This window comes from Mesorhizobium sp. M1D.F.Ca.ET.043.01.1.1, assembly GCF_003952385.1.
GTDB lineage: Bacteria > Pseudomonadota > Alphaproteobacteria > Rhizobiales > Rhizobiaceae > Mesorhizobium.
Window position 1 is genome coordinate 5,385,310 of sequence record NZ_CP034444.1, and the last position, 26,888, is coordinate 5,412,197.

General features: G+C 64.3%; 27 protein-coding genes. 10 read left to right on the top strand and 17 right to left on the bottom strand.

Translation table 11 applies throughout. The annotated features are described in order from the left end of the window. Positions 1-40 precede the first annotated feature (40 nt). A complete protein-coding gene (locus EJ067_RS26105) occupies positions 41-760 on the bottom strand; it encodes a response regulator transcription factor (protein ID WP_059188911.1) in 720 nt (239 codons plus the stop codon). Further along, positions 747-1,280, bottom strand: coding sequence for a MarR family transcriptional regulator (locus tag EJ067_RS26110; protein ID WP_168247656.1), 534 nt, complete (start codon positions 1,278-1,280; stop codon positions 747-749). The genes EJ067_RS26105 and EJ067_RS26110 overlap by 14 nt, the downstream gene beginning before the upstream one ends. A 260-nt stretch (positions 1,281-1,540) precedes the next feature. Here EJ067_RS26110 and EJ067_RS26115 point away from each other — a divergent pair, with 260 nt between their 5' ends. The 3 genes from EJ067_RS26115 to EJ067_RS26125 all read left to right on the top strand — a co-directional run bounded on the left by EJ067_RS26115 (position 1,541) and on the right by EJ067_RS26125 (position 3,781). Then, the gene (locus EJ067_RS26115) at positions 1,541-2,434 is read left to right on the top strand and encodes a branched-chain amino acid aminotransferase (protein WP_126088056.1); all 894 of its coding nucleotides are present in this window, start codon (positions 1,541-1,543) and stop codon (positions 2,432-2,434) included. A 146-nt stretch (positions 2,435-2,580) separates the two neighbouring features. Further along, positions 2,581-2,889, top strand: a complete 309-nt coding sequence (locus EJ067_RS26120; protein WP_126088057.1) for a hypothetical protein — start codon at positions 2,581-2,583, stop codon at positions 2,887-2,889. 250 nt (positions 2,890-3,139) lie between these two features. After that, positions 3,140-3,781, top strand: a complete 642-nt coding sequence (locus EJ067_RS26125; protein ID WP_126088058.1) for an MBL fold metallo-hydrolase — start codon at positions 3,140-3,142, stop codon at positions 3,779-3,781. A gap of 127 nt (positions 3,782-3,908) precedes the next feature. On the opposite strand, the gene EJ067_RS26130 is transcribed toward EJ067_RS26125, so the two are convergent. The 3 genes from EJ067_RS26130 to EJ067_RS26140 form a co-directional block, all read right to left on the bottom strand. Continuing rightward, positions 3,909-4,316, bottom strand: a complete 408-nt coding sequence (locus EJ067_RS26130) for a BA14K family protein (protein ID WP_126088059.1) — start codon at positions 4,314-4,316, stop codon at positions 3,909-3,911. A 188-nt stretch (positions 4,317-4,504) separates the two neighbouring features. Then, positions 4,505-4,717: a cold-shock protein gene (locus EJ067_RS26135; RefSeq protein ID WP_006202521.1), complete on the bottom strand. Its 213-nt coding sequence runs from the start codon at positions 4,715-4,717 to the stop codon at positions 4,505-4,507. A gap of 238 nt (positions 4,718-4,955) precedes the next feature. After that, entirely contained in the window at positions 4,956-5,168 is a 213-nt protein-coding gene (locus EJ067_RS26140; RefSeq protein ID WP_006202520.1) for a cold-shock protein, read from the bottom strand. 463 nt (positions 5,169-5,631) lie between these two features. Here EJ067_RS26140 and EJ067_RS26145 point away from each other — a divergent pair, with 463 nt between their 5' ends. Next, positions 5,632-6,024: a Kazal-type serine protease inhibitor domain-containing protein gene (locus EJ067_RS26145; protein WP_126088060.1), complete on the top strand. Its 393-nt coding sequence runs from the start codon at positions 5,632-5,634 to the stop codon at positions 6,022-6,024. A 188-nt stretch (positions 6,025-6,212) separates the two neighbouring features. Further along, positions 6,213-7,847, top strand: a complete 1,635-nt coding sequence (locus tag EJ067_RS26150; RefSeq protein ID WP_126088061.1) for a tetratricopeptide repeat-containing sulfotransferase family protein — start codon at positions 6,213-6,215, stop codon at positions 7,845-7,847. A 288-nt stretch (positions 7,848-8,135) separates the two neighbouring features. Here the strand turns inward: EJ067_RS26150 and EJ067_RS26155 are convergent, their stop codons facing one another. The 7 genes from EJ067_RS26155 to EJ067_RS26185 all read right to left on the bottom strand — a co-directional run bounded on the left by EJ067_RS26155 (position 8,136) and on the right by EJ067_RS26185 (position 16,510). Next, a complete protein-coding gene (locus tag EJ067_RS26155; protein ID WP_126088062.1) occupies positions 8,136-8,489 on the bottom strand; it encodes a DUF1428 family protein in 354 nt (117 codons plus the stop codon). Positions 8,490-8,673: 184 nt separating this feature from the next. Continuing rightward, on the bottom strand, positions 8,674-9,093 hold the full coding sequence (locus tag EJ067_RS26160; RefSeq protein ID WP_126088063.1) for a glyoxalase/bleomycin resistance/extradiol dioxygenase family protein: 420 nt from the start codon (positions 9,091-9,093) through the stop codon (positions 8,674-8,676). Between the two features lie 145 nt (positions 9,094-9,238). Next, a complete protein-coding gene (locus tag EJ067_RS26165; protein ID WP_126088064.1) occupies positions 9,239-9,421 on the bottom strand; it encodes a hypothetical protein in 183 nt (60 codons plus the stop codon). Positions 9,422-9,503: 82 nt separating this feature from the next. Further along, positions 9,504-9,902 (bottom strand): nuclear transport factor 2 family protein, encoded by a 399-nt coding sequence (locus EJ067_RS26170; protein ID WP_126088065.1) that lies wholly within the window; start codon positions 9,900-9,902, stop codon positions 9,504-9,506. Between the two features lie 134 nt (positions 9,903-10,036). Next, positions 10,037-11,563: an ABC-F family ATP-binding cassette domain-containing protein gene (locus EJ067_RS26175; protein ID WP_126088066.1), complete on the bottom strand. Its 1,527-nt coding sequence runs from the start codon at positions 11,561-11,563 to the stop codon at positions 10,037-10,039. A 437-nt stretch (positions 11,564-12,000) separates the two neighbouring features. Then, a complete protein-coding gene (gene uvrB / locus EJ067_RS26180) occupies positions 12,001-15,135 on the bottom strand; it encodes an excinuclease ABC subunit UvrB (protein ID WP_126088067.1) in 3,135 nt (1,044 codons plus the stop codon). Positions 15,136-15,253: 118 nt separating this feature from the next. Continuing rightward, complete coding sequence (locus EJ067_RS26185; RefSeq protein ID WP_126088068.1) at positions 15,254-16,510, bottom strand: hypothetical protein; 1,257 nt, start codon at positions 16,508-16,510, stop codon at positions 15,254-15,256. A 164-nt stretch (positions 16,511-16,674) separates the two neighbouring features. Here EJ067_RS26185 and EJ067_RS26190 point away from each other — a divergent pair, with 164 nt between their 5' ends. Then, a complete protein-coding gene (locus tag EJ067_RS26190; RefSeq protein ID WP_126088069.1) occupies positions 16,675-17,718 on the top strand; it encodes a CapA family protein in 1,044 nt (347 codons plus the stop codon). An 81-nt stretch (positions 17,719-17,799) separates the two neighbouring features. Next, entirely contained in the window at positions 17,800-18,771 is a 972-nt protein-coding gene (locus EJ067_RS26195) for a DUF3137 domain-containing protein (protein WP_126088070.1), read from the top strand. A 13-nt stretch (positions 18,772-18,784) separates the two neighbouring features. Here the strand turns inward: EJ067_RS26195 and EJ067_RS26200 are convergent, their stop codons facing one another. Then, entirely contained in the window at positions 18,785-19,279 is a 495-nt protein-coding gene (locus EJ067_RS26200) for a DUF2314 domain-containing protein (protein ID WP_126088071.1), read from the bottom strand. 186 nt (positions 19,280-19,465) lie between these two features. On the opposite strand from EJ067_RS26200, the gene EJ067_RS26205 reads away from it, so the two are divergent. Then, the gene (locus EJ067_RS26205; RefSeq protein WP_245468045.1) at positions 19,466-20,086 is read left to right on the top strand and encodes a hypothetical protein; all 621 of its coding nucleotides are present in this window, start codon (positions 19,466-19,468) and stop codon (positions 20,084-20,086) included. Between the two features lie 71 nt (positions 20,087-20,157). Here the strand turns inward: EJ067_RS26205 and EJ067_RS26210 are convergent, their stop codons facing one another. After that, a complete protein-coding gene (locus EJ067_RS26210; protein ID WP_126088073.1) occupies positions 20,158-20,679 on the bottom strand; it encodes a hypothetical protein in 522 nt (173 codons plus the stop codon). Between the two features lie 832 nt (positions 20,680-21,511). On the opposite strand from EJ067_RS26210, the gene EJ067_RS26215 reads away from it, so the two are divergent. Then, the gene (locus EJ067_RS26215) at positions 21,512-22,450 is read left to right on the top strand and encodes a diacylglycerol kinase family protein (RefSeq protein ID WP_126088074.1); all 939 of its coding nucleotides are present in this window, start codon (positions 21,512-21,514) and stop codon (positions 22,448-22,450) included. Positions 22,451-22,506: 56 nt separating this feature from the next. Here the strand turns inward: EJ067_RS26215 and EJ067_RS26220 are convergent, their stop codons facing one another. Genes EJ067_RS26220 through EJ067_RS26230 form a run of 3 tightly spaced genes read right to left on the bottom strand, consistent with a single transcriptional unit; the run spans position 22,507 to position 26,257 of the window. After that, a complete protein-coding gene (locus tag EJ067_RS26220; RefSeq protein ID WP_126088075.1) occupies positions 22,507-23,436 on the bottom strand; it encodes an NAD(P)-dependent oxidoreductase in 930 nt (309 codons plus the stop codon). Next, on the bottom strand, positions 23,433-24,644 hold the full coding sequence (locus tag EJ067_RS26225) for a mandelate racemase/muconate lactonizing enzyme family protein (RefSeq protein WP_126088076.1): 1,212 nt from the start codon (positions 24,642-24,644) through the stop codon (positions 23,433-23,435). Before EJ067_RS26225 ends, EJ067_RS26220 begins: the two co-directional genes overlap by 4 nt. Continuing rightward, positions 24,641-26,257: a GMC family oxidoreductase N-terminal domain-containing protein gene (locus EJ067_RS26230; RefSeq protein ID WP_126088077.1), complete on the bottom strand. Its 1,617-nt coding sequence runs from the start codon at positions 26,255-26,257 to the stop codon at positions 24,641-24,643. The genes EJ067_RS26225 and EJ067_RS26230 overlap by 4 nt, the downstream gene beginning before the upstream one ends. A gap of 193 nt (positions 26,258-26,450) precedes the next feature. On the opposite strand from EJ067_RS26230, the gene EJ067_RS26235 reads away from it, so the two are divergent. Then, positions 26,451-26,846: an acyl-CoA thioesterase gene (locus tag EJ067_RS26235; RefSeq protein ID WP_126089747.1), complete on the top strand. Its 396-nt coding sequence runs from the start codon at positions 26,451-26,453 to the stop codon at positions 26,844-26,846. The last annotated feature ends 42 nt before the right edge of the window (positions 26,847-26,888 follow it).

Sequence of the window (26,888 nt, forward strand, 5' to 3'; positions counted from 1 at the left end):
TCGTCGACGGCCGTTGAGCAAACGGCCGGCGAGGAGCATTTTATTCGACGCTGAGCCGATACCCAATACCGCGTACGGTCTGCAGCCAAACCGGATTGGACGGATCGCGCTCGATCTTGCGGCGCAGCCGGTTGATCTGGACATCGATGGTGCGCTCGCCGACATCCGATTCGTCGCCGACAAGTTCGTGCCGCGGTATGGTTTCGCCGGCACGCGCCGCGAAGATCGCCAGGATCTCCTGCTCGCGGTCGGTCAGCTTCAGCGCCTCGCCGCCGCGCTTCAGCTCGCGCTTGGCGATCTGGAACGTGTAGGGGCCGAAGACGAGCTGCTCGACCTTCGGCGTCGCCGCAGGGCCGCCGCGGCGCAGGATGTTGTTGATGCGCAGGATGAGCTCGCGCGGATCGAAAGGCTTCGGCAGATAGTCGTCGGCGCCGGCCTCGAGCCCGGTGATGCGGCTGTCGGTCTCCGACAGCGCCGTCAGCATCAGGATCGGCACGTTCTTCTCGGCCCGCAGCGCCTTGGTGAGGTCGACGCCGGTTTCGCCAGGCATCATGACGTCGAGCACAAGCAGGTCGAAGTCGAGCCCCGCCAGCTTGCGCCGGGCCTCGCCGGAATTGCCGGCGACGGTGACCCGAAAACCGTTCTCGGACAAATATTGCTTGAGCAGATTGCGGATGCGGGTGTCGTCATCGACCACCAGCAGATGCGGCGCATCATCGCCGGGCGCTGCCGGATGATCAACCTTCTCAGTGGTCTCCATTTTTCTTCCCCGATGTTTGCGCAGGCACAATGTTGATCTGCGCCCTTAGTTCCGGATTGACCATCGCCTCCAGGAATCTTTCGATCGAGGCGCGTTCGGTGGTCCCGGAATCTTCCAATGCAGCACGGATGCGGCGCGACTGTGGCCGCGCCAGCGCCAATGCCAGCGCGCGGCCCTTGGCGGTCGGATAGAGCTCGCGCTGCCGACGGTCGCGCGGACCTTGCACCTGGACAATATGGTCCGTGTCGATCAGCTGCTTCAACACCCGCGCCAGGCTCTGCTTGGTGATCTTCAGCACATCAAGCAACTCGGCAACCGTGAGTCCTGGCCTGCGGTTGACGAAATGCAGCACGCGATGATGGGCGCGGCCGAAGCCGTAATCGGCAAGGATCTGGTCTGGATCGGAGGTGAAGTCGCGATAGGCGAAGAAAAACAGCTCGATGATGGCAAAGTCGATGCCGTCCTCGTCGGAGATCGCCGTCCTGATCGGTTTTCCGGTTGCGGGGCTTCGATCCGTCATCATTTCTCCCTGCCAAGCGGGAATTATGTCAGTACTGTTGACGTAATTTCCCGGCAATGATAATTTTTGACAAGCTTTTCGGCGGATTGCGAACGAAAAGGCAAGCGGAGGCCGTTTTTCCGGAACTTCCTGAGTTTGCCAAGGATTGAATATCCGCCTAGGTTTCCAGGTACCGGCGGCGTTTCGGACCCTGTGGCGCGGCTGACGCGAAACGCCATATGACACAACGATTTGCGGGCGTCCGCCCGCGGGAGGTTTCCATGGCATCCGTTCCTTTCGACCAACTGGACGGCTTCATCTGGATGAACGGCGAGTTCGTCAATTGGGCCGACGCCAAGATCCATGTGCTGACCCACGGCCTGCACTATGCCAGCGCCGTCTTCGAGGGCGAGCGCGCCTATGGCGGCCAGATCTTCAAGCTGACCGAGCACAATGAGCGCCTGCATGAATCGGCGCGCATGCTCGGCTTCAAGATTCCCTATGCGGTCGCCGAGATCGACGAGGCCTGCCGCACGCTTCTGAAGAAGCAGGGTTTCCAGGACGCCTATGTGCGCCCGATCGCCTGGCGCGGCAGCGAGCAGATGGGCGTCTCGGCGCAGAACAACCGCATCAACTGCGCCATCGCCATCTGGCAGTGGCCGAGCTATTTCGACCCGGCGCAGAAGCTGAAGGGCATCCGTCTCGACATCGCCGAATGGCGCCGGCCCGACCCGCGCACCGCGCCGTCGAAGTCCAAGGCCGCCGGCCTCTACATGATCTGCACGCTCTCCAAGCATGCGGCCGAGGCCAAGGGCTATGCCGATGCCATGATGCTCGACTGGCGCGGCCAGGTAGCGGAGGCCACCGGCGCCAACATCTTCTTCGTCAAGGACGGCAAGATCCATACGCCGACGCCCGACTGCTTCCTCGACGGCATCACCCGCCGCACCGTGATCGGCCTGGCCAAGGACCGCGGTTTGGAGGTGATCGAGCGCGCCATCATGCCGGAGGAACTCGAAGGCTTCGAGCAGTGCTTCCTCACCGGCACGGCCGCGGAAGTCACTCCTGTTTCGGAGATCGGACCGTACCGATTCGAGGTCGGCGAGATCGCCAAGACGTTGATGAACGACTATTCTGCTGCAGTGCAACCAAAGCATGCCATCGCCGCAGAATAGCGATAGTCACAGCTTTTTTGTGCAATAGGGGCGGTTTTCGGGCCGCCCCTTTTATTTAAGCGCCTGTGCATTTGACTTTGGAACCATTCAGCGTCTCATGATGGCGTCGGCCCGACGAGGCTGGCGGCTATGGAGGGACTAAGTACATGGATACGAACACGCTCGTCGCTATCGTTGTACAAGTGATTGCGGGTGTAATCGGTGGTCAGGCAGTTGGGGTGGCGCTGAAGCAGGCAGCGATGGGCCAGCTGACCAAAATCCTTGCAGGCGCGATCGGCGGCGTTGGCGGAGCGGCCATTCTCGGCAGCCTGCTCGGCGGCGGCACGGTCGATCCGGCAGCGGCCGCGGCGGCGGCCGGCAGCGCGTTCAACCTGCCGAACCTCGCCGGCGGCGTTGGCGGTGGTGCGATCCTGACCGGCATCATCGGCGCGGTCATGAACGCGATGAAGAAATAGGCCGGATACCTTTCGGGCCTGCGCCATGGGCGGCTGCGGCCGCCCATTCTTTTTCAATCATTTTCCGGCGGCTGCGGCCGCCCATTCTTTTTCAATCATTTTCCGGCGGCTGCGGCCGCCCATTCTTTTTCAATCATTTTCTGGCGGCTACGGCCGCCCATTTCTTTTCGAGGATCATTCGCTCCGGCTGGACGGTGGACGCAGTCCGCCGTGTTCTCTACATCATGGCGACACTTCGAAAGGGACAGCCATGGGTCAGCTCAATGCCGGCATCGTGCCGGTCACGCCCTTCCAGCAGAACTGCACCATCCTGTTCGACATGGACGACAGGAACGGCGTCGTCGTCGATCCCGGCGGCGATGTCGACAAGATACTGGCAGTACTGAAGGACAACGGGATCACCGCGCAGGCGATCTGGATCACCCACGGCCATATCGATCACGCCGGCGGCGCGATGGAACTGAAGGACGCGCTCGGCATCGACATCATCGGCCCGCATGAGGCCGATCGGCCGCTGCTTGCCAACCTCGAGAACCAGGCCAGGCGTTTCGGCCTTACCGACCCGGTGCGCAATTGCGTTCCGGACCGTTTCCTCAGTGAGGGCGAGACGGTCTCGTTCGGCGAGCATGTGTTCGAGGTGCTGCATTGTCCGGGGCACGCGCCGGGCCATGTTGTCTACTACAACCGCGCGGCCAAATTCGCCCATGTCGGCGACGTGCTGTTTCGCGGCTCGATCGGTCGCACCGATCTGCCGGGCGGCGACCACGCCGCGCTGATCGCCTCGATCAAGGACAAGCTCCTGCCGCTCGGCGACGATATCGGCTTCATCTGCGGCCACGGTCCAGGCGGCCGGTTGGGCGAGGAGCGCCGCACCAATCCTTTCCTGGTCTGAGCTTCACAGGCAAAAGAAAAGCGCCGCTGAGAGGCGGCGCTTTTGCCTGGGACAGGGAACCCAAGGGTTAGTCTAGACGCAATTCCGAACGGCAAACCGATTCACACTTTTCCTGGAATTGCTCCGGTTAGTTGGCGACGCAGAAGTGCTGCTCGCCGTCATTGCCGGTGAAGGTGCCGGTGCGCGAGTTGAAGGTGCGATAGCGGTCCGAGCAGTACTCGTACCAGTCACGGGTCCACGGCTCGGCATAGCGGTCGGCATAGACGACGCGCGGCTGCACGTAATAGCGGCGGACGGGCCGGTCGACATAATAGCCGTCATCATAGGCCGGATCGTAGTATCTCGGCCCGGGGTTGCTGAGCGCGCTGCCGATCAGGGCGCCTGCCGCAAGCCCGACAACGCCGGCAGCAATGGCGTCGCCATTGTGGTGATGACGATGCCAGCGCCAGTCGTCAGCATTGGCCGCCGAGAAGGTGGCCAAAGTGGTCGCGGCAATGCCGGCGGTCAGGATGGCGGTCTTGAGAATTCGGTTCATTTCGGTCTCCTTCGCGCCGGCCCGCGTATTTTTCAGGGGATGCGGGTCGGCTTTAGCAAAGGTTAATAGAAGACCGTGGCTGAACGGAGGCTGAACGGAATTGGGCAAACGATTTCGCGGCTCGAACAACATTGCGAGCTCTGCGGGGGGCGTCCCGCAGCCTCCGTCGGATCTGTCTTGAGCCGGCTTTAGCCGATAGACAGATTGACGGCCTTCGGACCCTTGCCGCGCTTGTCCGGCTCGGTGTCGAATGTCACTTTCTGCCCATCCTCAAGACCGGGAAGGCCCGACGCCTGCACGGCCGAAATATGGACGAAGACATCCTTCGCGCCATCGTCGGGCGTGATGAAGCCGAAGCCCTTGGCATGGTTGAAGAATTTGACGGTGCCGGTCTGCGGCATGGGAAACTCCTTTGATCCCATCATGTCAGTCTCGGGCCGGCAAACTGCCCGAGAGGAAATTTGTCCTTTATTTTAGCGCTATCGGCAAGAGAAAGTTTTCGCCTGCCAATCGCACTATTTGCCGGACAAAAAGAGGGCGCGACGGAACCGTCGCGCCCTCGAAACTCAAGCTTCTTGCGAAGCCAATTCATGGACCTGCCACGCTATTCATCAGCTGAGAACAGGCAGCTTCGCCTGCTCAGGCAGCGCGCAGGTTGACCGCCTTCGGGCCCTTGCCCATGCGGTCCGGCTCGACGTCGAAGGTGACCTTCTGGCCGTCGACGAGCGTGCGCAGGCCCGAGGCCTCGATCGCGGAGATGTGGACGAACACGTCCTTGGCGCCGCCGTCAGGCGTGATGAAGCCGAAGCCTTTGGTGGCGTTAAAGAACTTTACGGTGCCGGTCTGGGCCATGGGGAAACTCCTTCACCCGTATCAGTCTCGTGGGCTCGCCCGCGGCCTTGCGCCTTGGGCCAGTCCAGATGGTTGCTTCGGCAGTCATGCATCCGCGCATGGTCAAAGCCCCCGCCGAAAAACGGGGCCGTCAGAGATTCACACTATCGGGGAAAGGTCGTCCAAAACGTGCCGCTCTCCGGGTCGCAAATGCCCGAACGGCAAATTTATTACACGGAAACGTGATAGTTGCAAGATAGGGCCGCGGGCGGCCCTCGGCGCGTCCAACGCAAGGCATCGATAGACCCGGCGCCATGACCGGTCATCGGCCAGAAAAGAACCAGGCATAGGCCAGCGCCGGAGCCAGTCCGCAACGGACTTTCGGCTCGGATAATGCACAAGCCGGGGTTGCGTTCGAACCCAGAATGGCGAGGATTGCGCAAGTTGGCGCGGTCGCGCCTGAGCGAGGATCGGAGCGGGCCTTATGCGATTTCTTGCGGCAATCGTCTCGCGGCAGGGCCTTGTCGCCCTGCTCCTGTCCGCCTTGTTGGCGGCCTGCACGGTCGTGGTCGACGATGGACCGCGCCCACGCCCGCCGAGACCGCATCCGCAGCTCTGCACCATGCAGTACGAACCGGTCTGCGCCCGGCGCGGCGGCGACCGCCAGACCTTCGCCAATGCCTGCCAGGCGGAGAGGGCAGGGTATCGCATCGTGCGCGACGGTCCTTGCCGGGACGGTGGCGGCGGCGAGCAGACCTTCTGCACCCGCGAATATGCGCCGGTCTGCGCCAGGCGCCACGGCGAGGTTCGCACCTTCCCCAATGCCTGCGAGGCCCGCGCGGCGGACTATCGCATCATCGGCGACGGGCCGTGCTAGGGAGGCCGGGTTTATGTTCCGCTTTGCGGGCAATCCGTCGGTGCGCCAAGCGCACCCTTGAATCTCCCGCTCGCTTGGCTTAGGTCCGGCGGACCAACAAGCACGGCAGGTTTCCCATTAACAGAGATCAGAGAAGAGCGGCGAACGCGGGCGGCAAGCCAGGATCGGCAAGTCCGCTCGATCCCTATGTGCAGCGGGCGCTGCAACTGCACCAGGCAGGGCGCCGCCAGGAAGCGGAGTCGCTTTACCGGCAGGTGCTGGGGCAGCAGCCGAACCATGCCGCCGCGCTGCATTTCCTCGGGCTTCTGCTGCACCAAACTGGCCGCAGCGACGAGGGGCTCGACTTCATCGAGCAGTCGGTGACGCTGCAGCCCAGGAACGCAGATTTCCTCAACAATATGGGCACGGTCATGCGCGACCTGGGTCGCGTCGCCGCAGCCGTCGATTTCTTCCGCGGCGCGGTGGATATCCGCCCGGAGCAGCTTGCCGCTCGCGACAATCTCGGCTCGTCGCTGAAGCAGCTCGGCCAGTTCGAGGCCGCCGAGGAGATCTATCGCGGCACCATCGGCCGCAATCCGTTCCATGTCCGCGCCCGCATCGGCCTGGCCGAAACGCTGCAGGAGGCCGGGCGACTGGACGAGGCGATTGCGCTCTTCCGCGAGTCGCTGTCGATCCGGCCCAAGGATGCGGAGCTGCTCTATGGGCTCGGCGTCGCCATGATGGAGAAGGGCAAGCTCACCGAAGCCGCCGATCTTGCCCGCCAGGCGGTGGCGATCGCTCCCGCCATGGCGAAGGCCTGGCTTCTGCTGACCCAGGTCAAGCGCCAGACCGAGCGCGACCCAGAGCTTGCGAGCATGGAGGCCGAGCACGCCAAGGCGCCGCAGGACAGCCTTGCGCGCATGCAGCTTTCCTTCGGCCTCGGCAAGGCCAATGACGACCTGAAGGACTATGGCCGCGCCTTCGACTATTTCGCCGAGGGCAACACGATCCGCCGCAAGGGGATCGACTACGACCCGGTGCGGACGCGCGACGAGTTCGAGGCGATGAAGGCGGTCTTCGACAAGGCTTTCTTCGAGAAGCACAGGCCGAGCGACATTTCCGACGACACGCCGATCTTCGTCGTGGGCATGCCGCGTTCCGGCACGACCCTGGTCGAGCAGATCATCGCCAGCCATCCCCAGGTCTTCGGCGCCGGCGAGCTCAGCATCCTGAAGACAGCGGTCGGCAAGCAGTTTCCGATGAGCATGCCGGGCGGCTTCCCCTGGGGGATCGCCGACATGCCGGACAAAGCCTTCGCCGAGGCGGGGCAGGCCTACCTCGACATGCTGCACGCCCGCTATCCGGGCTCCCGCCATGTCACCGACAAGATGCCGGGCAACTTCCTGCTGGTCGGCTTCCTGCACATGATGCTGCCGAAGGCCAAGATCGTGCATTGCGCGCGCGACGCGGCAGCCACCTGCCTGTCGATCTTCAAGGTGCATTTCCGCGGCGACAGCCACCGCTATGGCTACGATCTCGGCGAGCTCGCCGATTTCCATAACCTCTACGCCGACATCATGGCGCATTGGCATAAGGTGCTGCCCGGCGTCGTCCACGATGTCCGCTATGAGGATTTCGTCGCCGACCAGGAAGGGCAGACGCGGGCGCTGACGGCGCATCTCGGCCTGCCTTGGGACGATAAGGTGCTGTCCTTCCACGAGACCGATCGGCCGGTGCGCACGGCCTCCGCCGCGCAGGTGCGCCAGCCGATGTATCAGGGCTCGGTCGACCTGTGGAAGCGGTATGGCGACAGGCTGAAGCCGCTGCTCGACAAGCTGGGCTAGTACACCGCCTGCTGGTTGACGACAGCCCTCCCAGCTTCGTCATCCACGGGCGGAGCGGGAGCGAAGCGGACGCGCAGACCCGAGGATCCATTCCGTGACCTCGCGCGAAGAGCAAAGGCGGCGCAGAACAGAGGTCGTTCTGCATCGCTGCAACGTTCATAGGTAACGGAATGGATCCTCGGGTCTGCGCCGCGTCGCTTCGCTCCTTGCTTCGCCCGTGGATGACGACCTGACGAGCGTTTCGGCCAATCGCAAAGGGTCGCAATGTGCCAACCTTTGCGCTGCACCTCAAAGCTCGATGAACGTCTGGAAGCCGCCGAAGATCATGCGCTTGCCGTCGAACGGCATTGTCGGCCAGTCCATCTTGAGACGCTCGTCGGCCATCACTTTCGCCATGACCGCGTCGCGGCTCTGCCTGGATTCGTAGACGACCCAGGCGAAGATGACGATCTCGTCGTCCTTCGCCTGCACGGCGCGCGGGAACGAGGTCAACTCGCCATAGGGCACATCGTCGCCGATGCATTCGACATAGGCGAGCGCGCCGTACTCCTTCCAGATAGCGCCGGCATTGGTAGCCATCTTCTTGTACGCATCGAGATTTGCCTTCGGCACTGCGAGCACGAAGCCATCGACATAGGACATGGTGATCTCCTTGGTTGGGCTCGGCTCTCCCTTCTCCCCTGTGGGAGAAGGTGGCCGAGCGAAGCTCGGTCGGATGAGGGGTGCTCCAGCTTGGCGCCAAGTTACCCCTCACCCGGATTGCCAGCCGAATCGCGAAGGGCAATTCGGGGCAATCCGACCTCTCCCACAGGGGGAGAGGCAGGCTTCAGCCCTTCACCGGCGCGTTCATCGCCCAGGCGACGCCCAAGGGATCCTTCACCTGGCCCCAGCGGTCGCCCCAGAACATGACCTGCAGCGGCGTGACGACTTCGCAGCCGGCATCCACCGCGCGCTGCCACCAGCCATCGATGTCGTCGCTGCCGAGATGGAGCTGCAGCACGTAGCCCTGCGCCGCCTGGTGCGGATGGCCGTGCTCGGGATAGGCGTCGCCCAGCATCAGCGTCGAGCCGTTGACGTAGAGATGGATATGCATGGTGCGGCCCTTGTCGTCCGGCGGATAGGCAAAGACTTCATCGGCCCCGAACGCCTTCTTGTAGAACTCGGCAGCCTTGATGGCGCCGTCGACCTGCAGATAGGGGGTCAATCCGCCAAGCACTTTGGCGCGGGGTGGGGTCTGGTCGGTCATTTCACGTCTCCTCTTCACCGGATGATTTTGGCGTTGCGATCAAAAGACGGACGAGACGACCGCAATCCTACACGGATCGCAAATTTTTTAGGCAGCCGAGCAACCGCCGAAGCGGGTGACCGTCGCATCGGTCGATCGGCCACCCTCAAATGACCTTGCTCGAGAAGGTGGCCGTGCGGCGGCTGTTCGGCGTATCGAGAATTTCCGGAAAGCCGATGTCCTTGCGCAGGTCGGCCGGCAGTGAAAGCAGGATGCGTTCGCTGCGGTAGCGGGCGCGCGCGGCGGCATATTGGGTGGCGATGCGGCCGATGGATGACAGGATCGACATGACGAACTCTCCCTGGTTGATGCCGGCATCATTGTGTCGGCATCCCAAGGACGGGGCGGGAATTCGTAATCCGACAGATCGCTTAATTTTTTTTCAGTACCGATGCTGCCAGCGCTGTGTCGTAATACTCCACCGCTTCGACGATTTGGCCGTCGCGTATCGTCCAGAAATTGGCGGTGCGGAACACGACCTCTTCTCCGGTGGAGCGGCGCGTCAGATGAATCTCGACCTGTGCCGCGACCTTGTCTCCACCGTCGATGATTTCGAGCGGCTTATAGCTCCGGTATTCGAATTCGCTGTTCAATGCCATAAGCCGCGCCAGGAATTCGTCCTTGCCGCGCGCGGCGCCGGCGTAATGCGAATGCTTCGGGTCGGCGACCCATATGAACTCCACATCGTCGGCGCAGTTGGCAAGCGCGCCCCTGATGTCGCGGTTCGCATAGGCATCATAGAAATTGCTGACGAGATCCACTGCACGCATGGCCCTTTCCTCCCATGGCTGAGCTGCCCAGCATGCGCCTTTTTCGGTCCGTGGAAAAGTATCGCCGTGCCGCCAATACTTTTCGTGGGGCCGGCGGTATTGCGCAATGTCGGCCCGGCAAATGTATTGTCGCCTCAGCTGGGCATGTCGGCGACCAGATGGAAGAACTCTTCCGGACTGTCGACTTCGGTCAGCCGACGCTTGTCGATCAGCCAGAAGCGGTTGCCGACCGCGCGGATGAAGGAGCGGTCGTGCGAGGCGAGAAGGCAGCTCGCCTGATGCTTCAGCAGCTCCTCTTCCAGCGCTTCCTGGCCGTCGATGTCGAGGTGGTTGGTCGGCTCGTCGAGGAGATAGAAGTTGGGGTTGGTGAGCCTGAGCACCAGCATCATCAGCCTCGATCTCTGCCCGCCCGACAACGCGGCGATCCTTTTGTCCTGCATTTCGATCGCGACGCCGGCGCCGGCGAGAAGCGAACGGGCGCGCTGCTCGCCGACCTCGAAGCGGCGCGAGACCATCGTCAGCGGCGTGTCGTCGCCGCCGATGCCCGACAGCGCCTGGTCGCTGTAGCCGAGCACGGTCGATGGCGTCACCTTGACGTTCGGCGCCGTCCCGGGCTCGGCGATGGCGGTACGGATCATCGCGATGAAGCGGGTCTTGCCGACGCCGTTGCGGCCGAGCAGCACGATGCGGTCGTCCTGGCAGATATGGCGCTTGCCGGTCCTGAACAGCAGCGCGCCGTCGGGCGTTTCCACGGCCGCATCGTCCAGCGTGATCAGCACCTTGGCGTGGGTGCCGCGGTTCGCCAGTCGGATCGCGCCGGCCGAGCGTTCGCGATGCGCCTGCACCGCCGCGTCTTCCAGCCTCTCGGCTCGTTCCTTGAGCTGCTTGGTCTTCACCGTGAGCAGATCGCTGCCGGAATTGATGCCGAAGTTGTTGAGCTTGGCGGCCTGCTTGCGCAACTGCTGCGCCACCTTCATGTCGCGTTCGAACTTGCGCGCCGTCGAAGCGTCGATTTCATCGAGCGCCTGCCTGGCGCGCGAATAGGGCAGGGCGAAGACCGGCGATTCCTCCGGGCGCAGGAACAAGGTGCGGTTGGTGGTGGCGTCGAGGAAGGCGCGGTCATGGCTGGCGACGATCACCGGCACCTCGCGCGGCAGCGCGTTGAGCCAGCTCTCCAACTGGCCGATCTTGGCGAGGTCCAGATGATTGGTCGGCTCGTCGAGTAGGAGCACATCAGGATCGGTGACCCAGACGCGGGCGATCAGCGCCAGCCGCTGCCAGCCGCCGCTCAAGGCCCGCATCGGCCGGTCGCGCATGTCCTCGGGCACGTCGAGCGAGTCGAGGACCACGTCGACGCGCCAGAGCTCGCTGTCGCGCTGCTCGAGCGGCAAGGCATCGGCGACCACCTGATGGAAGCCGCGGTCGAGCAGCGCATCGGGGACCGACTGCTCGACATGGCCGACGCGCAGGCCGCGCGACCGGGTGATGTCGCCGGTGGTGGCGTCCAGCTCACCGGCCAGGCATTTGAGCAGTGTGGACTTGCCGCGGCCGTTGGCCGCGACGATGCCCAGTCGATCGCCGGCGCCGATGGTAAGGTCGAGGTTGGAGAAGAGCGGCGCACTCAAGGTGACGCCGAGGGATTTGAGGCTGATCAGGGCCATGTTCGAATTCTCTGGTCTTGCCGGGAACCGGCTCAATGCACTTTGACGGTGCGCCGGTCGGCCATCAGGCCAAGCTCAGCCGCACCACGAAGGGCAGACCAAAAAACGAAACGGGAAGAATCCGGATAGTCCTGATCAGCCCTGCAAGCAAGCTCGCAGGGCACAGACAGGGCCGCGCTGACGGTGGTGATCGATAGACACGCAGCCCTCCTTTCCAGACGTTCGAGTACGCGAAGCGATTACACCAAAGGCGAGGGCGAGGGCAAGTGGACTGCATTTCCCTTCTCCCCTTGTGGGAGAAGGTGGCCTCGCGAAGCGAGGTCGGATGAGGGGTGTTCCAGATGACACCAACGTCTCACTCCGCTGGAACACCCCTCATCCGTCTCGGCGCTGCGCGCCGATCCACCTTCTCCCACAAGGGGGAGAAGGGAAGCTCTCTACCGCCCCGGCCGTCCTGTCTTCCCCGGCCGGCGCTTTTGACGGCGCTCGTCGGCCGGGTCTTCGTAGGAGCCGATGCCTGAGCGTTGGCGGACAATGGGTTTGTCGTCGCGTTCCTTCGCGCCCCCCTCTGCCCTGCCGGGCATCTCCCCCACTTGGGGGGAGATTGGCTGGGGCTTGGCCGGCACTTTTCCTTCGACGGGCTTTTCCGTCCGACGCACCGTCATCTCGTCGAGCGAGTTCTTGCGGAACAGCGGCTTGGTGGCCTCGCCGGGGATGCCGAAATCCGAGCCATGCGCTTCCTGCGCCGACTGCTTCTTGAACAGCGAGCGCGACACCGCGCCGGCCGGTGTCGGCATGTCGGTGCCGGGGCCCATGTCGTCGATCGACGGCTTGGCGAACAGCGGCTTCTTCACCGGCACGGCGCCATCGGCGCCCATCTCGTCGAGGTGCGGCTTCCGGAAGAGGTTGGGCCGGGCAGCCTTGGCAGCCTCTTCGGCGGCACGCGCCTCGTCGAGCCTGCGGAAACGTTCCTGTTCCTCCGCGGTACGATGTTTCGCCACGCCCTTGTTGTGCTTGCCCTTTTCGCGGCCCGAGGCCGGGCTCTGGCTTTCGACCTCGCGTGCCAGCGGGTCGTCGGAGATGGCAAGCTCCATCTCGCGCAGCCGCTTGATCTCGTCGCGGATGCGGGCCGCCTTCTCGAAATCGAGATTGGCGGCGGCATCGCGCATCTGCTTGTCGAGCGCCTCGAGATGGGTTTTCAGGTTGTTGCCGATCATGGCGCCGGCATCGTTGGTGAATTGCGAGATATCGGCGCGCACGTGATCCTTCTCGTAGACCGAGTCGAGGATGTCGGCGATGCGCGACTTGACCGATTCCGGCGTGATGCCGTTGGCGGCGTTCCACTCCATCTGCTTCTCGCGGCGGCGATTGGTCTCGGCCATCGCCCGCTCCATCGAGCCGGTGACCTGGTCGGCATAGAGGATGACCTTGCCGTCGACGTTGCGGGCGGCGCGGCCGATGGTCTGGATCAGCGAGGTTTCCGAACGGAGGAACCCTTCCTTGTCGGCGTCGAGGATGGCGACGAAGCCGCATTCGGGGATGTCTAGGCCCTCGCGCAGAAGGTTGATGCCGACCAGCACGTCGAAGGCGCCGAGGCGCAGGTCGCGCAGGATCTCGATGCGCTCAAGCGTGTCGATGTCGGAGTGCATGTAGCGGACGCGGATGCCGTTTTCATGCAGATATTCGGTGAGGTCCTCGGCCATGCGCTTGGTCAACACCGTGACCAACGTGCGATAGCCGAGCCTGGTCGTCTCGCGGATCTCGCCGACGACATCGTCGACCTGGCTCTTGGCCGGGCGCACCTCGACCGGCGGGTCGATCAGGCCGGTCGGGCGGATGACCTGCTCGGCGAAGACGCCGCCGGACTGCTCCAGTTCCCAGCCTCCGGGCGTCGCCGAGACCGCCACCGAGAGCGGCCGCATGGCGTCCCATTCCTCGAAACGCAGCGGCCGGTTGTCCATGCAGGAGGGAAGACGGAAACCATATTCGGCCAGCGTCGCCTTGCGCCGGAAGTCGCCGCGATACATGCCGCCGATCTGCGGCACGGTGACGTGGCTTTCGTCGATGAAGATCAGCGCGTTGTCCGGCACATATTCGAACAGCGTCGGCGGCGGCTCGCCCGGCTGGCGGCCGGTGAGGTAGCGCGAATAGTTCTCGATGCCGGCGCAAGAGCCGGTCGCCTCCAGCATCTCCAGATCGAAGCGAGTGCGCTGCTCGAGACGCTGCGCTTCCAGAAGACGGCCAGCCTTTTCAAGCTCTTGCAGGCGGTGCTTGAGTTCTTCCTTGATCGACTTGATGGCCTGATTCAAGGTCGGGCGCGGCGTCACATAGTGCGAATTGGCGTAGATCTTGACGCTCTTCAACTCGCCGGTCTTCTGGCCCGTCAGCGGGTCGAACTCGGTGATCGCCTCGATCTCGTCGCCGAACATCGAGATACGCCAGGCGCGGTCCTCAAGGTGGGCGGGAAAGATCTCGATCGTGTCGCCGCGCACGCGGAACGAGCCGCGCACGAAGTTGACGTCCTGGCGCTTGTACTGCTGGGCGACGAGATCGGCGAGCAGGGCGCGCTGGTCGAGGCGGTCGCCGACCTGCATCTGGAAGGTCATCGCCGTGTAGGTCTCGACCGAGCCGATACCGTAGATGCAGGACACCGAGGCGACGATGATGACGTCGTCGCGCTCCAGCAGCGAACGCGTCGCCGAGTGGCGCATGCGGTCGATCTGCTCGTTGATCGAGGATTCCTTCTCGATATAGGTGTCGGTGCGCGGGACGTAGGCTTCCGGTTGGTAGTAGTCGTAATAGGAGACGAAATACTCGACCGCGTTTTCCGGGAAGAATTTCTTGAACTCGGCATAGAGCTGCGCGGCCAGCGTCTTGTTCGGCGCCAGGATCAGGGCAGGGCGCTGTGTCTCTTCGATCACCTTGGCCATGGTGAAGGTCTTGCCGGAGCCGGTGACGCCGAGCAGCACCTGGGTGCGGTCGCTCTGGTTGACGCCTTCGACGAGGTCCTTGATCGCGGTCGGCTGGTCGCCGGCCGGCTCGAAATCCGACACCATCTTGATGGCGATGCCGCCTTCCGACTTTTCCGGCCGCGCCGGGCGGTGCGGCGTCCAGAGCTGGCCGTCCTTGTGTAGCGGATTGCCGGATTCGATCAGCGCCGACAGCGCCGCGACCGTGGCGGTGACGCCGCTCGAGGAAACCGACTCGGCGTCCTCGAGGCTGATGTCGAGGCCGGCCACCGGGTTGAGGCCGGCTGCAGCGCGCTCCTTCGCCGACGCCGCGCCGCCCATCGAGGTGCCGCGCGCCGTGCGCCCGGGCGCGGAGGAGCGTTCGGGTATCTTCTTCGGCGTCTTTGCCTTCGGCTGGTTTTCGGCCTCGCGCTCGATCTGGCCGGCCCAATCGGAGATCGAGCCGGTCAGCGGCGCGCCGGAGAACTCGCTCTGTGGCGCCTCTGCAAAGCCGCCAGGCTTCAGCGGCTCGGCGGCGTCGAGGAATTCGGTCAGCGGGCTGCGCCGTTTCGGCGCGCCCTCTTGCGCCGGCGAGGGCGTTTTCTTGTCGGTGCGTTTGGCCATGGCCCGAATATGGGAGGACTCGGCCGAAATGGAAAGAGCGGAGTGACGAGGCAAGCGCCCGACGCCGATGCTGCTGACAGAGGGCTGTCAGGAGCGGTGTCGGGCCGCAAAGCGATCGTCAATTGAACCACAGCGCGAAGGTCAAGAATCCGGCGCCGCCGAACTCGCGCTGGATCTGGTCGAAGTCCTCGCTGGTCAGGATCTTGCCGGTTTCGAGATAGGGCGCGATCGCCGGGCCGGTGATCGACAGCACCAGGTCGAAGGGCTTCGGCTCGTCGAAGAAACGCTTCATGTTGATGCCCTTGCCGGCGATGCGGAAATGCGGCAGCAGCACGCGGCCTTCGAGCAGGTCCTCGGCCATATCGAGCGTGGCAAGCCAGGCCGTGACCTGTTCCTCGCCGACCGCGAGGCCGGTGAGCTGGTTCTGGCCCTCCTGCTGCGGGCCGGGCAGCCATTCGCGGTCGTTGTCGGTCTCGGCGCGGATCGCTTTCCAATCCTCGCGCGACAGCCGGATCATCTCCAGCAGATGGCGGCGCGCGGCTTGCCGGCGCTCCGGCTCCACCACCGGCCAGTTGACGAGATGCACCAGCGAGATGAAGTCGGCGAAGCGCCATTCCGAGGCGAAGATGCTGCCGCTCATGCCGCCGTCCGGCGGCACCAGCGTATCCTGCAAAGGCAGTTTGGCGCGTGGGAACAGCATGTGGAAGGAGCCGTCGAACATGGTCCTGAAATCATGCGCCAGCCAGAAGTCGGCCTGGGCCATCAGGAACTCGGCATAGCCCTGCAGCCAATAGCCGTCAGCGCGGTCGAAGCGGAAAGTCAGCTGCGGCGCGGCATCGCTCGTGTCGACGCTGCCGCGTGAGAGTGAGGCCATGATCGCGGCGATGCTTTCGTCCGGCGCGATGTTGCCGTCCTCGTTGAGATCAATGCCGGCATGGGTGAGGTCGACCACCATGCCGATATCGGCATCGCCCGGCACGGAGCCGAGCGTGGCGGCGGATTTCTGCAGCCGGTCGCGGAAGGCGACCAGGATAGCGCGGAATTCTTCATAGGTGAGTGGCTCGGGATTGGGATTGCCCGGCACGGGAAGCCGCATCAATGGCAGCATGAAGGATTGCGGGCTCTCGAAACCGTGGCGGTGGAGACCGCCGGCGAGGATTTCCAGGGCAGTGAAGAATTCGCCGGCGCCGGCCGCATAGGCCGATCCCGGATCGCCTGGTGCTGCCGCCTCGAGCGCGGACAAGGCGGTGTTCCGCTCCGAAACAGATTTGGCCTCGAACAGGGCTTTTGCGGCTGCCGGCATTTCCGCGGCGACCGACGAAATCGGCAGGCAAAGAAACAAGGCGGCAACCATCAGGCCGGCTATGCGCGTCATCGTCATCCTCCACTCACAGTGCGGCGACCATACACCTGTTTAGTCGACGGCGCCCGCCTGGCCGCGGTGGAGTTGCGGCTGGCGATCAACCGGCAGCCGCCGTGCGACCGGCTTCAACCGATCCGAGGAACGGTCTACACACAGGGCAAACGATTGGGCGTCGCGTGTCGAACTATCCGCTTTCCTACAAACTGTCGTGGCTGCCGCGTTTCCTGAAGCCGTCGTTCGGCGGCGACAGGAGTGGCTTTGCGGCGACGGCGGCGACGCTCATGGAGCCGCCGCCGGCGCGGACGGTGCGACTTGCCTTCATCGGCGACATTTCGGCGGTCGCCAATCGCACGGCGCCCGAGTGCGATCCGGCGATCGCGGCGCTGCTCGCTTCCGCCGATCTGGTGGTCGGCAATTGCGAAAGCCCGATCGTCGAACGGCCGAGCGCGGTCGTGGGCACGCGGCTCGGCTCGCATCATGCGATGACCGAACGCTTCCTGGCGGACGCGCTGGCGGCCGTCGGGGTTGCCCGCGACAAGCTGGTGCTGTCGCTTGCCAACAATCATGTGCTCGACCAAGGCGTTGCCGGCTTCGAGGAGACGGCCGCGGCGCTGAAGCGGCTCGGCATTCGCACCATCGGCACCGCGGCCGGCGGGCCGGTCCAGCGGCACGCTACCGGGCCGCTGACGATCGGCTTCGCCGCCTTCACGCTTTGGCGCAACGCTGGTGAAGCCGAATTCCGGGCACGGGTTTCCATGGGGAGCGATCCGGCTGAATGGTCGCGCGGCGCAGGCATCGATCTCTTGTGCGCCGTGCCGCATTGGGATTGGGAGTTCCGGCACTTTCCGCGACCGGCGACGCGGGCGCTCGCGAGACGGCTGGCGAGCCAGGGCGTCGGGCTGATCGCAGGCCACCATGCCCATGTCGTGCAGCCGGTCGAGCAGATCGGCGACACGCTCGTCGCTTATGGCTTGGGCGATTTCCTCGGCACAGCCTTTGCCAGGCAGCCATGGCCCGGGCGCATCGGCTCGATCCTCGTCGTCGACGTCAGCGCCGACCCCGCCACTCGCGGCACGATTGCCGGCTACCGGCTGCATTTCTTCACACGCCTCGCCAGAGGCGGCCACGAGCGTCTGGTGCCGGTGCAGTCACTGGGTGGAGCGATCGGACAGCGGGTTGCGACTCGCCTGGACGCGATTTTTCCGGACCAAGAGGGCTGACTGCCGATCATCGCGAGCGCTGGCGACTTCTGTGCAAAAGCCGCTATCATATGCGGCATCTGCCGGTGTCCGGGGGTGGCCATGGAAGCAGCGGATTTCATGCCGAGCGAAGCCGATATCGCCGGCATCAGGCACAATATCGAGGCCTACGAGGCGAGGCGGGCTTCGGCGCAGAAACAGGTCCGCTGGCGCGTGCCGCTGTTTGTCGGCCTGGTTATCGTCTTTGTCGGCCTCGTCGCCTGGCTGTTCAACAGCGCCGCCGACCCCAACGAGCAGTGGTTATCGACGCCGCATGTCTTTCTCTACCTTGGCGGCTTCATCGTCGCGGTGCTGCTCTATTTCCAGGCGCTCAGGCCGGCGACCCGGCTGCAGCAGTCCTTCCGCGACGCGCTCCTGCCGATCATCTTCGGCTTTGTGCGCGATGTGCGCTACCAGCACGGCGTGCGGCCGAACTCCTTCGACAGGATGCCGCGCGAAACCGTCGGCGCTTTCAGCCGGCAGAGTTTCGACGATATCATTTCCGGGCGCTACGAGGATTTTCCCTTCGAGCTTTACGAGGCGCGGCTCTGGGAAGGCTCCGGCAGGAGCGAGACCACCGCCTTCAAGGGCGTCATCGTCGCCTTCGAAACCATCGAGCCGTTCCCGGGCACGCTGGTTGCGGCGCGCAAGGCCGGCAAGGTGGTGCATTTCTTCCGCGGCATGTTCGCCGGCAAGATTCAGGAGCTGTCATCCGGTGTCGCCGAACTCGACGCCACCTATGAGTTCCGCACCGACAATGTCGAGGCAGCCCGGCCGCTGGTCACCGGGCGACTGGCGCAGGCGCTGATCTGGCTCGGCGAGACGTGGCCCTATGACCAGGCCCGGGTGGCGCTGACCGGCAGCGACGGCTTCCTGCTGATGCCGCGGTCGAAGAATTTCTTCGAGCTGCCGGATATCTCCGTGCCGATCGACTACAACACGCATGTCGCGCCGATGATCGCCGATCTCGGCGCGATGCTGGCGACGGCCGCGCTGGTGCGCAAGATCGGGGCGAAGGACGAAGCGGCCGAATAACGTCGCTTCGGCGTCAGCAGTCGAAGCCGAACTTGGTGCGAAGATAATCGGCCTCTTCCTTCGACATCTTCTTGAACATCACGCAGACGGTGAAGCTGCCGACCTGATGTCCGTCCCTGGTGTATCCCCAGTCGGAAATATCATCCCTGGTGAATTCTATGTTCTGGCCGAGCACGACATTGTGCACCTCGGCCGGCTGGTTCGACAGAATCCCGACAAATCCGGTTTCGGTGCGGCGGAAGGGTACGACCCAGAAATGTTCGGTGACGTTGCCATCCTTCACCTTGACCTTCAGTTTGAAGCGGGAGGCGCCAGGCGGGGGAGCATCGGCCAACTTCAGGAACTCGTCCAGGCTGGCAAGCGCCTGCTCCGTCGCCGCGGCCATTTCCGGATCGCCGGTGGCAAAGATGGTGACGCGGTCGTCATTTGGATTCGTGGCCTGCGCCCTGGCCGTCCCCGAGCACAAGACGAGAGCCAGGCACAGCATGGCGCGAACGGCCAATGTCATGGAAAGGCGTCCCCCAACGGCTCGAACGATGCTTGTCATCTTCCCGCATCGGGTCGGAATTATCAACCTAAGCGCGAGCGATGCGATGGTTGCTTGCCGTGACTCTGGCCGGAATTGTTTTCCTTGACCTTCTGCCGTGCCATCAAGGCGTTCGGCGAAACCGCGTGGAGAGGACAGGATATGCGAATGAGGCTTGCCGCCGCGACGCTCGCGATGATGATGCTTGGCGCGGCGTCGGCCCGCGCCGAAGATCTGAAGGCGTTCAAGCTGACGATCGACGGCGTGGCGGTCGACATCGATCCCGGCGAGGACGCGAACGTGACCTTGCCCGGCGGCAAGACGGCCAAGGTGAGGCTCGACCGCAACGACTTCGCCACCTTTTCAGGCGGCACTTTTTCCTTTGTCCACCCGAGCAGCATCTCCGTCACCAAGACCGATCTCGGCGACAGCATCACCCAGTACCTGGCGGCGTCGGCCCTCGGCACGATCGTCGTGGTGCAGGAATACGGCAAGATGAATCCGGTGTCGCTCAACCAGCTGATGCTGCAGGAGATGACGAAGGAATCGGTTCAGGCTGGAGGAAGGCTGACGCAGGAGCCGACGACCCGCAAGCTCGCCGACGGCACGCGACTTACCGGCATCAAAGCCACTGTGAAGACAAGAACCGACAGCGCTGATTTCGAGATCGTCGGCTTCGGCCTCGCCGATCAGGGGCTGCTGTTCATCACGCGCATCGGCGATCAGGACACCGCAACCGAGCAGCCGATGATCGACAAGTTCTGGGAGACCTTGAAGGTCAAGCTGTGAGGCGTGTTGAGATTCAGGTCATGCCGGCCTGCAAATGCCGGACCCTGAATCTAAACACGCCTTGGACTGTTTCACAGGCCGCTCGGCACCAGGCCTGCCAGCCAGTCTGCCGACCGCTTCGCCAGGTCCACCGTCGCGGTGGCGGCGCGGCCGAGATCGGTCTTGACCACAGCGTAACCGGCCTTGGTGCGATAGAGCACGGCGCTGCCGCCATCGACCGCGGCCTCGAAGGCGACCGGCCGCGCGGCTTCGGTCTCGCTGGCCGTCACCGTCGCGGCGACCGGGGCGCTCGGGCGATGGCTGAGCTCGGGCGGCAAGGGGGCGATGGTTTCGACGACGCGGTTCGCCGGCTTCAGCTCGGGCCCGGATGCTTTCGCGGCGAGCTCCGAGGTCGGCGCCGAGCCCTTGGTGCGGCAGATGCCGGACACCAGCGGATAATTGAAATTGCGCTGGTGCAGGATCTGGCTCTTCATCGCCGCTTCGCAGTCGGCGATCGTCGCCCATTTGGCCGGCGTCTCGCCGATATACTCGCAGAGCTTGGCGTCGCAGTCGCAGCCGACGATGGTCATGGCGACAAGGGCGGTCTTGATCACGGTCCTGTCCCTCCGAATTCGTTCCCGGGCCGATCAATCGCCGGGGAACAAGGCGGGATTTGGCCGCGATTGTGAATTGTGCATGACGGCGCGTTACGGAAGGTTGCCCAGGCTTCGACTGTGGCGGGAAAGCATCAGTTTCACGCGCTGGCGAAGGTGCAGGCCGCGCGGCAAAGCCGGTGGACGGCCCCAAAAAGACAGTCGGCGCTGGGATTTCTCCCAGCGCCTCCCTGTCAGATCAGGACCCGGTTACGGCAGCAACTTCCGTAAAGTCGTCGCGCCAGGCCGGCCTTGATTTTGACGGTCCTGCCAGTCGCCACCCGAAGGCAACGCCCGTTCCAGACCACGCCGCTCTCCACCCTTGCGGGCTTCGCCCAGCGTGCCATCGAAGGTTTCACCGCCTTCATGGCCAGCATCGGTCCGCCGTCGGCGTTCGCACGCTTTCCGCGGTCCCGCCGACATCCGTCCCTCCAACAGGCGAACCTGCTTTCGTTCCGGGCCGTGCGGGCCTCAGGAAATCCGCCTTGCGCTTCTGCCTTTCGGCTGGGGCGTTCGGTAGCCGCCTGAGATGGGTTCAACGTACGCCGGGTAAGGGGTTTGCGGAATAGACCCGGACCTGTGGATAGCGGGATTATCGGGGACCGATGCGACAAGGCCCGGAATTTTGCGGCCAAAACCCTTAGACAGCCCGCCCCATATTTCCACGGCCTTTGGACGATGGAGCCTTGCCCCGCCAACCGGCCCGCGTTTCAATGCCGGCAAAGGATGCGGGCGGCTGCATCAGCCAACGTCGCCCTGCGCTTTCAGGCCATGTGCCTCGGGGGAGGTCAGATTGAAGGTCGGGGTGGTTCTCAATCCGATTGCGGGAGGAGGCAAGCTCAAGCGGCATTGGCCCGAGATCGCCGCGTCGCTCAAGAAGCATTTCGGCGATTTCGACATGCGGGAGACCCAGACCAGCGGCGACGCCGAGCGGTTGGCGATCGATCTCGCCGCCAATGGCTGCGACCTGGTGATTGCCGCCGGCGGCGACGGTACGGCCAGCGAAGTGTCGGACGGGCTGCTGCAGGCAGAGCACGAGACCGGCCGGGCGAGCGAGCTCGGGCTTCTGCCCTGCGGCACCGGCATCGACTTCGCGCGAGGCCTGGGCCTGCCGGACGGAATAGAGGAAGCGCTGGCGCGCATCGCCGGCGCAAGCGCGCGGAAAGTCGATGCCGGGCGCATCTGCTATATCGATGACCACGGCGCGCTGGCCAGTCGCCACTTCATCAACATCGCCAGCCTCGGCCTCTCCGGCGCCACCGATCGCGCGGTCAATGCGGACAAGCGCAAGGGCAGGGTCTCAGCCAAGGCGCTGTTCTTCTGGCGCACGGTGCTCGAGTTCCTCCGCTACCGCTTCCAGGACGTCAGGATCACCATAGACGACGGCGAGCCGGTCGAGGCGCGCGTGGCGCTGGTGGCGGTCGCCAACGGAAAGTTCTTCGGAGGCGGCATGATGATCGCGCCGGACGCCGATCTGTCCGACGGCCAGTTCGACATCGTCATCCTGCGCGCAGCCGGCAAGCTCGGGCTGATCCGGGACATCCGGCTGCTCTACGGCGGGCGTCACCGCAATCATCCGGCGATCACCATCGTGCGCGGCCGCAAGGTGCTGGTCGAGCCGCTGGGCGATGCGGAGAAGAACGGGGCGCTGGTCGATATCGATGGAGAATCTCCAGGCCGGATCCCCGCAACCTTCGAAATCCTACCGGGCGCACTGACGTTGAGATGTTGAATCAACGGATTCAACGTCTGATTCCGCGGGCGGAGCTAACCATCTGAAACAGTTGGCTAAAGTTCTGCCTCCAGCCTGGCCGAAAAGCCTGGCGCGCGAAGCTCCGTGCCGACCGCATCCTCCAGAAGCTTGACGATCTGGGTCGACCAGGCGCCACCGCCATACTCCTGTCTGCCAACCTCGAAAATCTTATTGACGAGTGGTGCCAGTTGAAGTGGCACGCGGAAATCCCTGGCCATGGCAAGCGCGAAACCGAGATCCTTCAGCGCCAGATCCATGGTGAAGCCGATGTCGTAGGAGCCGTTCAGGATGAGCTGGCTTTCGGTCTCGTGGACAAAGCTGTTGCCGGAGGAGGCGACGATCGCATGGTATGCCTGGGCGAGGTCGAGCCCGCCCTGCTTGGCCAGCATCAGCGCCTCGCCGGCGGCGACGAGATGGATGAAGGCCAGCATGTTGGTGATGACCTTGATCACGGCCGCCGAACCGAGCGGACCCATCAGGAACGATCTTGCGCACATCGCCTCGATCGCCGGCCGGTGCCGTTCGTAGAGCGCTGCGTCGCCGCCGACCAGCGCGGTGATTTTTCCTATTGCTGCCAGATGCACGCCGCCGGTGACCGGACATTCCAGCGTCTCGATGCCTTTCGCCGCAGCAAGAGCTGCCAGCCGCACGATCTCGTCACGGCCGTTGGTCGACATCTCGATCCAGCTGCCGCCGGCGGGCAGGCCTTCGAGCAATCCGCCGGAACCGGCGAGCACGGTTTCGCTCACCTTCGGCGAGGGCAGGCAGGTGACGACATTGCCGGCGCGCGCGGCCGCCTGCGCAGGACTTGTTGCCGCCGTGGCACCGAGCGCGACAAGCCGCTCGACCGCCGCCGGGTCGCGATCGAAGACCGTGACGGCAAAGCCGTTGCGCAGCAGGCTGGCGGCAAGGTTGCCGCCGAGATGGCCAAGGCCGATGAAGGCGTAGGCGAGGCGCGCGTTCACGGCATCAGCGGCGTCTGCATCATCTGCAGGTGCAGGTCCTTGCCGCTATAGGGGTGCGCGTCGCAAACCTCCTCGTCGAGCTCGACGCCGAGGCCGGGCTCCTTCGACGGGATGACGTTGCCGTCCTGCCACTCGATCTTCTTCTTGAGCAGGGTGGCGTGAAAACCGTCCCACTGCTTCAGCGATTCCAGGATGAGGAAGTTGGGCAGCGTCACCGCAAGCTGGATGTTGGCGGCGCCGACGATCGGGCCGCAATAGCAATGCGGCGCAACCTGGATGTGGTAGGCCTCCGCCATGGCGGCGATCTTCTTGGTCTCCAGGATGCCGCCAGAGCGGCCGAGGTCCGGCTGCAGGATGGTCGCGGCGCGGTTCTCTATGACGCGGGCGAATTCAAACTTCGTCGTCAGCCGCTCGCCGGTGGCGACCGGAATGGAGGTTCCGCGGGCGACCTCAGCCATCACCTCGGGCATGTCCGGCGGCACCGGTTCCTCGAACCACAGCGGGTCGTAGGGCTCGATGGCACGGGCGAGGCGCAGCGCGCCCGAGGCGGTGAACTGGCCGTGCGTGCCGAACAGGATGTCGGCCCTGGTGCCGACGGCCTCGCGGATCGCCTTGACCATGCGCGCCGAGAGGTCGATGTCGATGAGGCGCGGCTGGTGGCCGTCATAGGCGGTGTAGGGGCCGGCCGGATCGAGCTTCACGGCATTGAAACCCTGCTCGACATATTCGAGCGCGCAGGCCGCGGCCATGTCGGGATCGTTGTAGACATTCTTGCCGCGTGCATCCTCGGAATGGACGCTGCCGGCATGCGGGTAGAGATAGGTGTAGGAGCGCAGCGTCTCATGCACCTGGCCGCCGAGCAGCTTGTAGACAGGCTTGTCGGCCTCCTTGCCGATGATGTCCCAGCAGGCCATTTCGAGCGCCGAGAAGCAGCCCATGCCGGAAACGTCGGGGCGCTGCGTGAAGCCGGAGGAATAGACGCGGCGGAAGAGGTTCTCGACGTCGTGCGGGTCGCGGCCGATCAGGTAGCGCCCGGCCATGTCCTCGATCATCCTGGCGGTGACATGCGCCGAGAAGGTGGCGTTGTAGGCCTCGCCGTAGCCGACCACGCCGCCGTCGGTGGTGAGCTTGACGAAGATGAAATACTTGCCGCCGATGCCGGGCGGCGGGTTGCCGACAACCCAGGTCTTGACGTCGGTGACTTTCATTTCTGATCCTCCAGAACCAGCTCGGCGCCTTTCCATCCGGTGAGGATCGAAGCGGCGTTGGTGTTGCCCGTGACGTTATCGGGAAAGATCGACGCGTCGATGACGCGCAGGCCTTCAATCCCATGGACCCGAAGCCGTGGGTCGACGACGGCGCGCGCGGTGTCCGGCCCCATGCGACAGGTCGAGACCGGGTGATAGACGGTGCCCGAGCGCTTCCTGAAATCTTGAATCAGATCGGCGTCCGAAGTGATGGAAGGGCCGGGCAAAACCTCTTCCTCGATGATCTCGGCCATGGCCGGCATCGCGGCGATTTTCCTGACGAACTTCACCGCCGCCAGCATCTCGTCGACATCTGCGTTGGTGGAATAGGCGTTGGCAGTGATCTTCGGATAGTCGCGCGGATTGCTCGAGCGGATCATGATCTCGCCGCGGCTCGACGGCCGGCAGTTGGAAAGGCCGATCGAAAAGCCCGGCCATGGATCGGGCGTCAGGATCGGGCGCTCGCCGCCCTTCGGAATGACGGTCGAGAAGGCCTGGAAATAGAGCTGCATGTTCGGCCGCGCCATGGATGGATCGGTACGGAAGAAGCCGCCGGCATTGTTCATCGACAGCGACAGCGGGCCGGAGCGCAAGAGGATGTATTGCATGCCGACAAGGAGCTTGCCCCACCAGGGGCGCAGGATCTGGTTCAGCGTCGGCAGGTTGCCCTTGAAGGTGTAGTTGATGCCGACATGGTCCTGCAGGTTCGCGCCGACATTGTCGTTGGCGTGCACGACCGGAATGCCGAGATCGCCGAGCAGGACTGAGGGCCCGACGCCGGAGAGCTGCAGCAATTGCGGCGAGTTTATCGAGCCGCCGGACAGGATCACCTCGCGGCCCGCGCGGACGATATTGCTTTCGCCGTTCTGCTCATATTCGACGCCGACGGCGCGCTTGCCCTCGAACAGGATTTTGGTCGCCAGAGCGTTCATCTCGACGCGGACGTTGCCGCGTTTCGTCGCCGGGCGCAGGAAGGCGCGGGCGGCCGACATGCGGCGGCCGTTGCGGGTGGTGATCTGGTAGATGCCGACGCCCTCCTGGGTGGCGCCGTTGAAGTCCGGATTGAACGGCAGGCCGGCCTGCTGGGCCGCCGCCAAGTAGCGCTTGGTCAGCGGATGAACGGCGTTCGAGCAATCGGTGATGTGCAGGGGGCCGCCGACGCCGCGCCATTGGTCGGCGCCGGCCTCGTTGTCCTCCAGCGCCTTGAAGGCGGGCAGCAGTTCGTCATAGCTCCACCCGGGATTGCCGGCGGCGGCCCAGGCATCGAAATCCTCGCGCGCGCCGCGGATGAAGACCATGGCGTTGATCGAGCTCGAGCCGCCGAGCAGCTTGCCGCGCGGCCAGTGGTCGGCATTGTTGCCGAGGCCAGGATCGGGCTCGGCCTTGTAGTTCCAGTTGACGGCCGGATCGAAGAAGGTCTTGCCGTAACCGAGCGGCATCTGAACGTAGAAGCGGCGGTCGGTTCCGCCGGCTTCCAGCACCAGCACCGAGAAGCGGCCCGAGGCCGAGAGCCGTTCGGCGAGAACCGAGCCGGCCGAGCCGGAGCCGACGACGATGAAGTCATAAGTCTGCATAGCGTGCGTGCGGGCTCCGAAATCCGGTGCCTAGCCTAGACATTGCCGGCTCACCGCGTCGCCGTGGCTTCCGGCATGGCTTGTGAAAAAAGCGACCGGTGCCGTGGCGCGCAATTTCGCTTTCAGCAAAGCTTGCGACATGGCAACCGCGTTGGTACGGCTTCAGGGAGAGCAGCGGTTGAAGGACCTTAACATGGTGCATTACGCGGACGGACGGCCGATCGGCGACCTGACATTGAGGACGCTCGCCATGCCGTCCGACGCCAATGCCGCCGGCGACATCTTCGGCGGCTGGGTGATGGCGCAGATGGACCTTGCCTGCGGCATTCGCGCGGCCGAGCGCGCCAAGGGCCGCGTGGTGACTGCGGCGGTCAGGGAGATGTCCTTCGCCAAGCCGATGAAGATCGGCGACACGCTCTGCATCTACACCCATGTCGAGCGCGTGGGGCGCACCTCGATGACGCTCAAGGTCGAGGCCTGGGCGCAGCGCTATCTTTCCGACCTGATGGAGAAGGTCACCCATGCCGATTTCGTCATGGTGGCGCTCGACGGCGAGGGCAAGCCGAAGCCGGTCCCGGCCGAAGGCTGACGCAAGTCGATTCTCCCGGGCTTCCGGTTTTGTAACAACGCC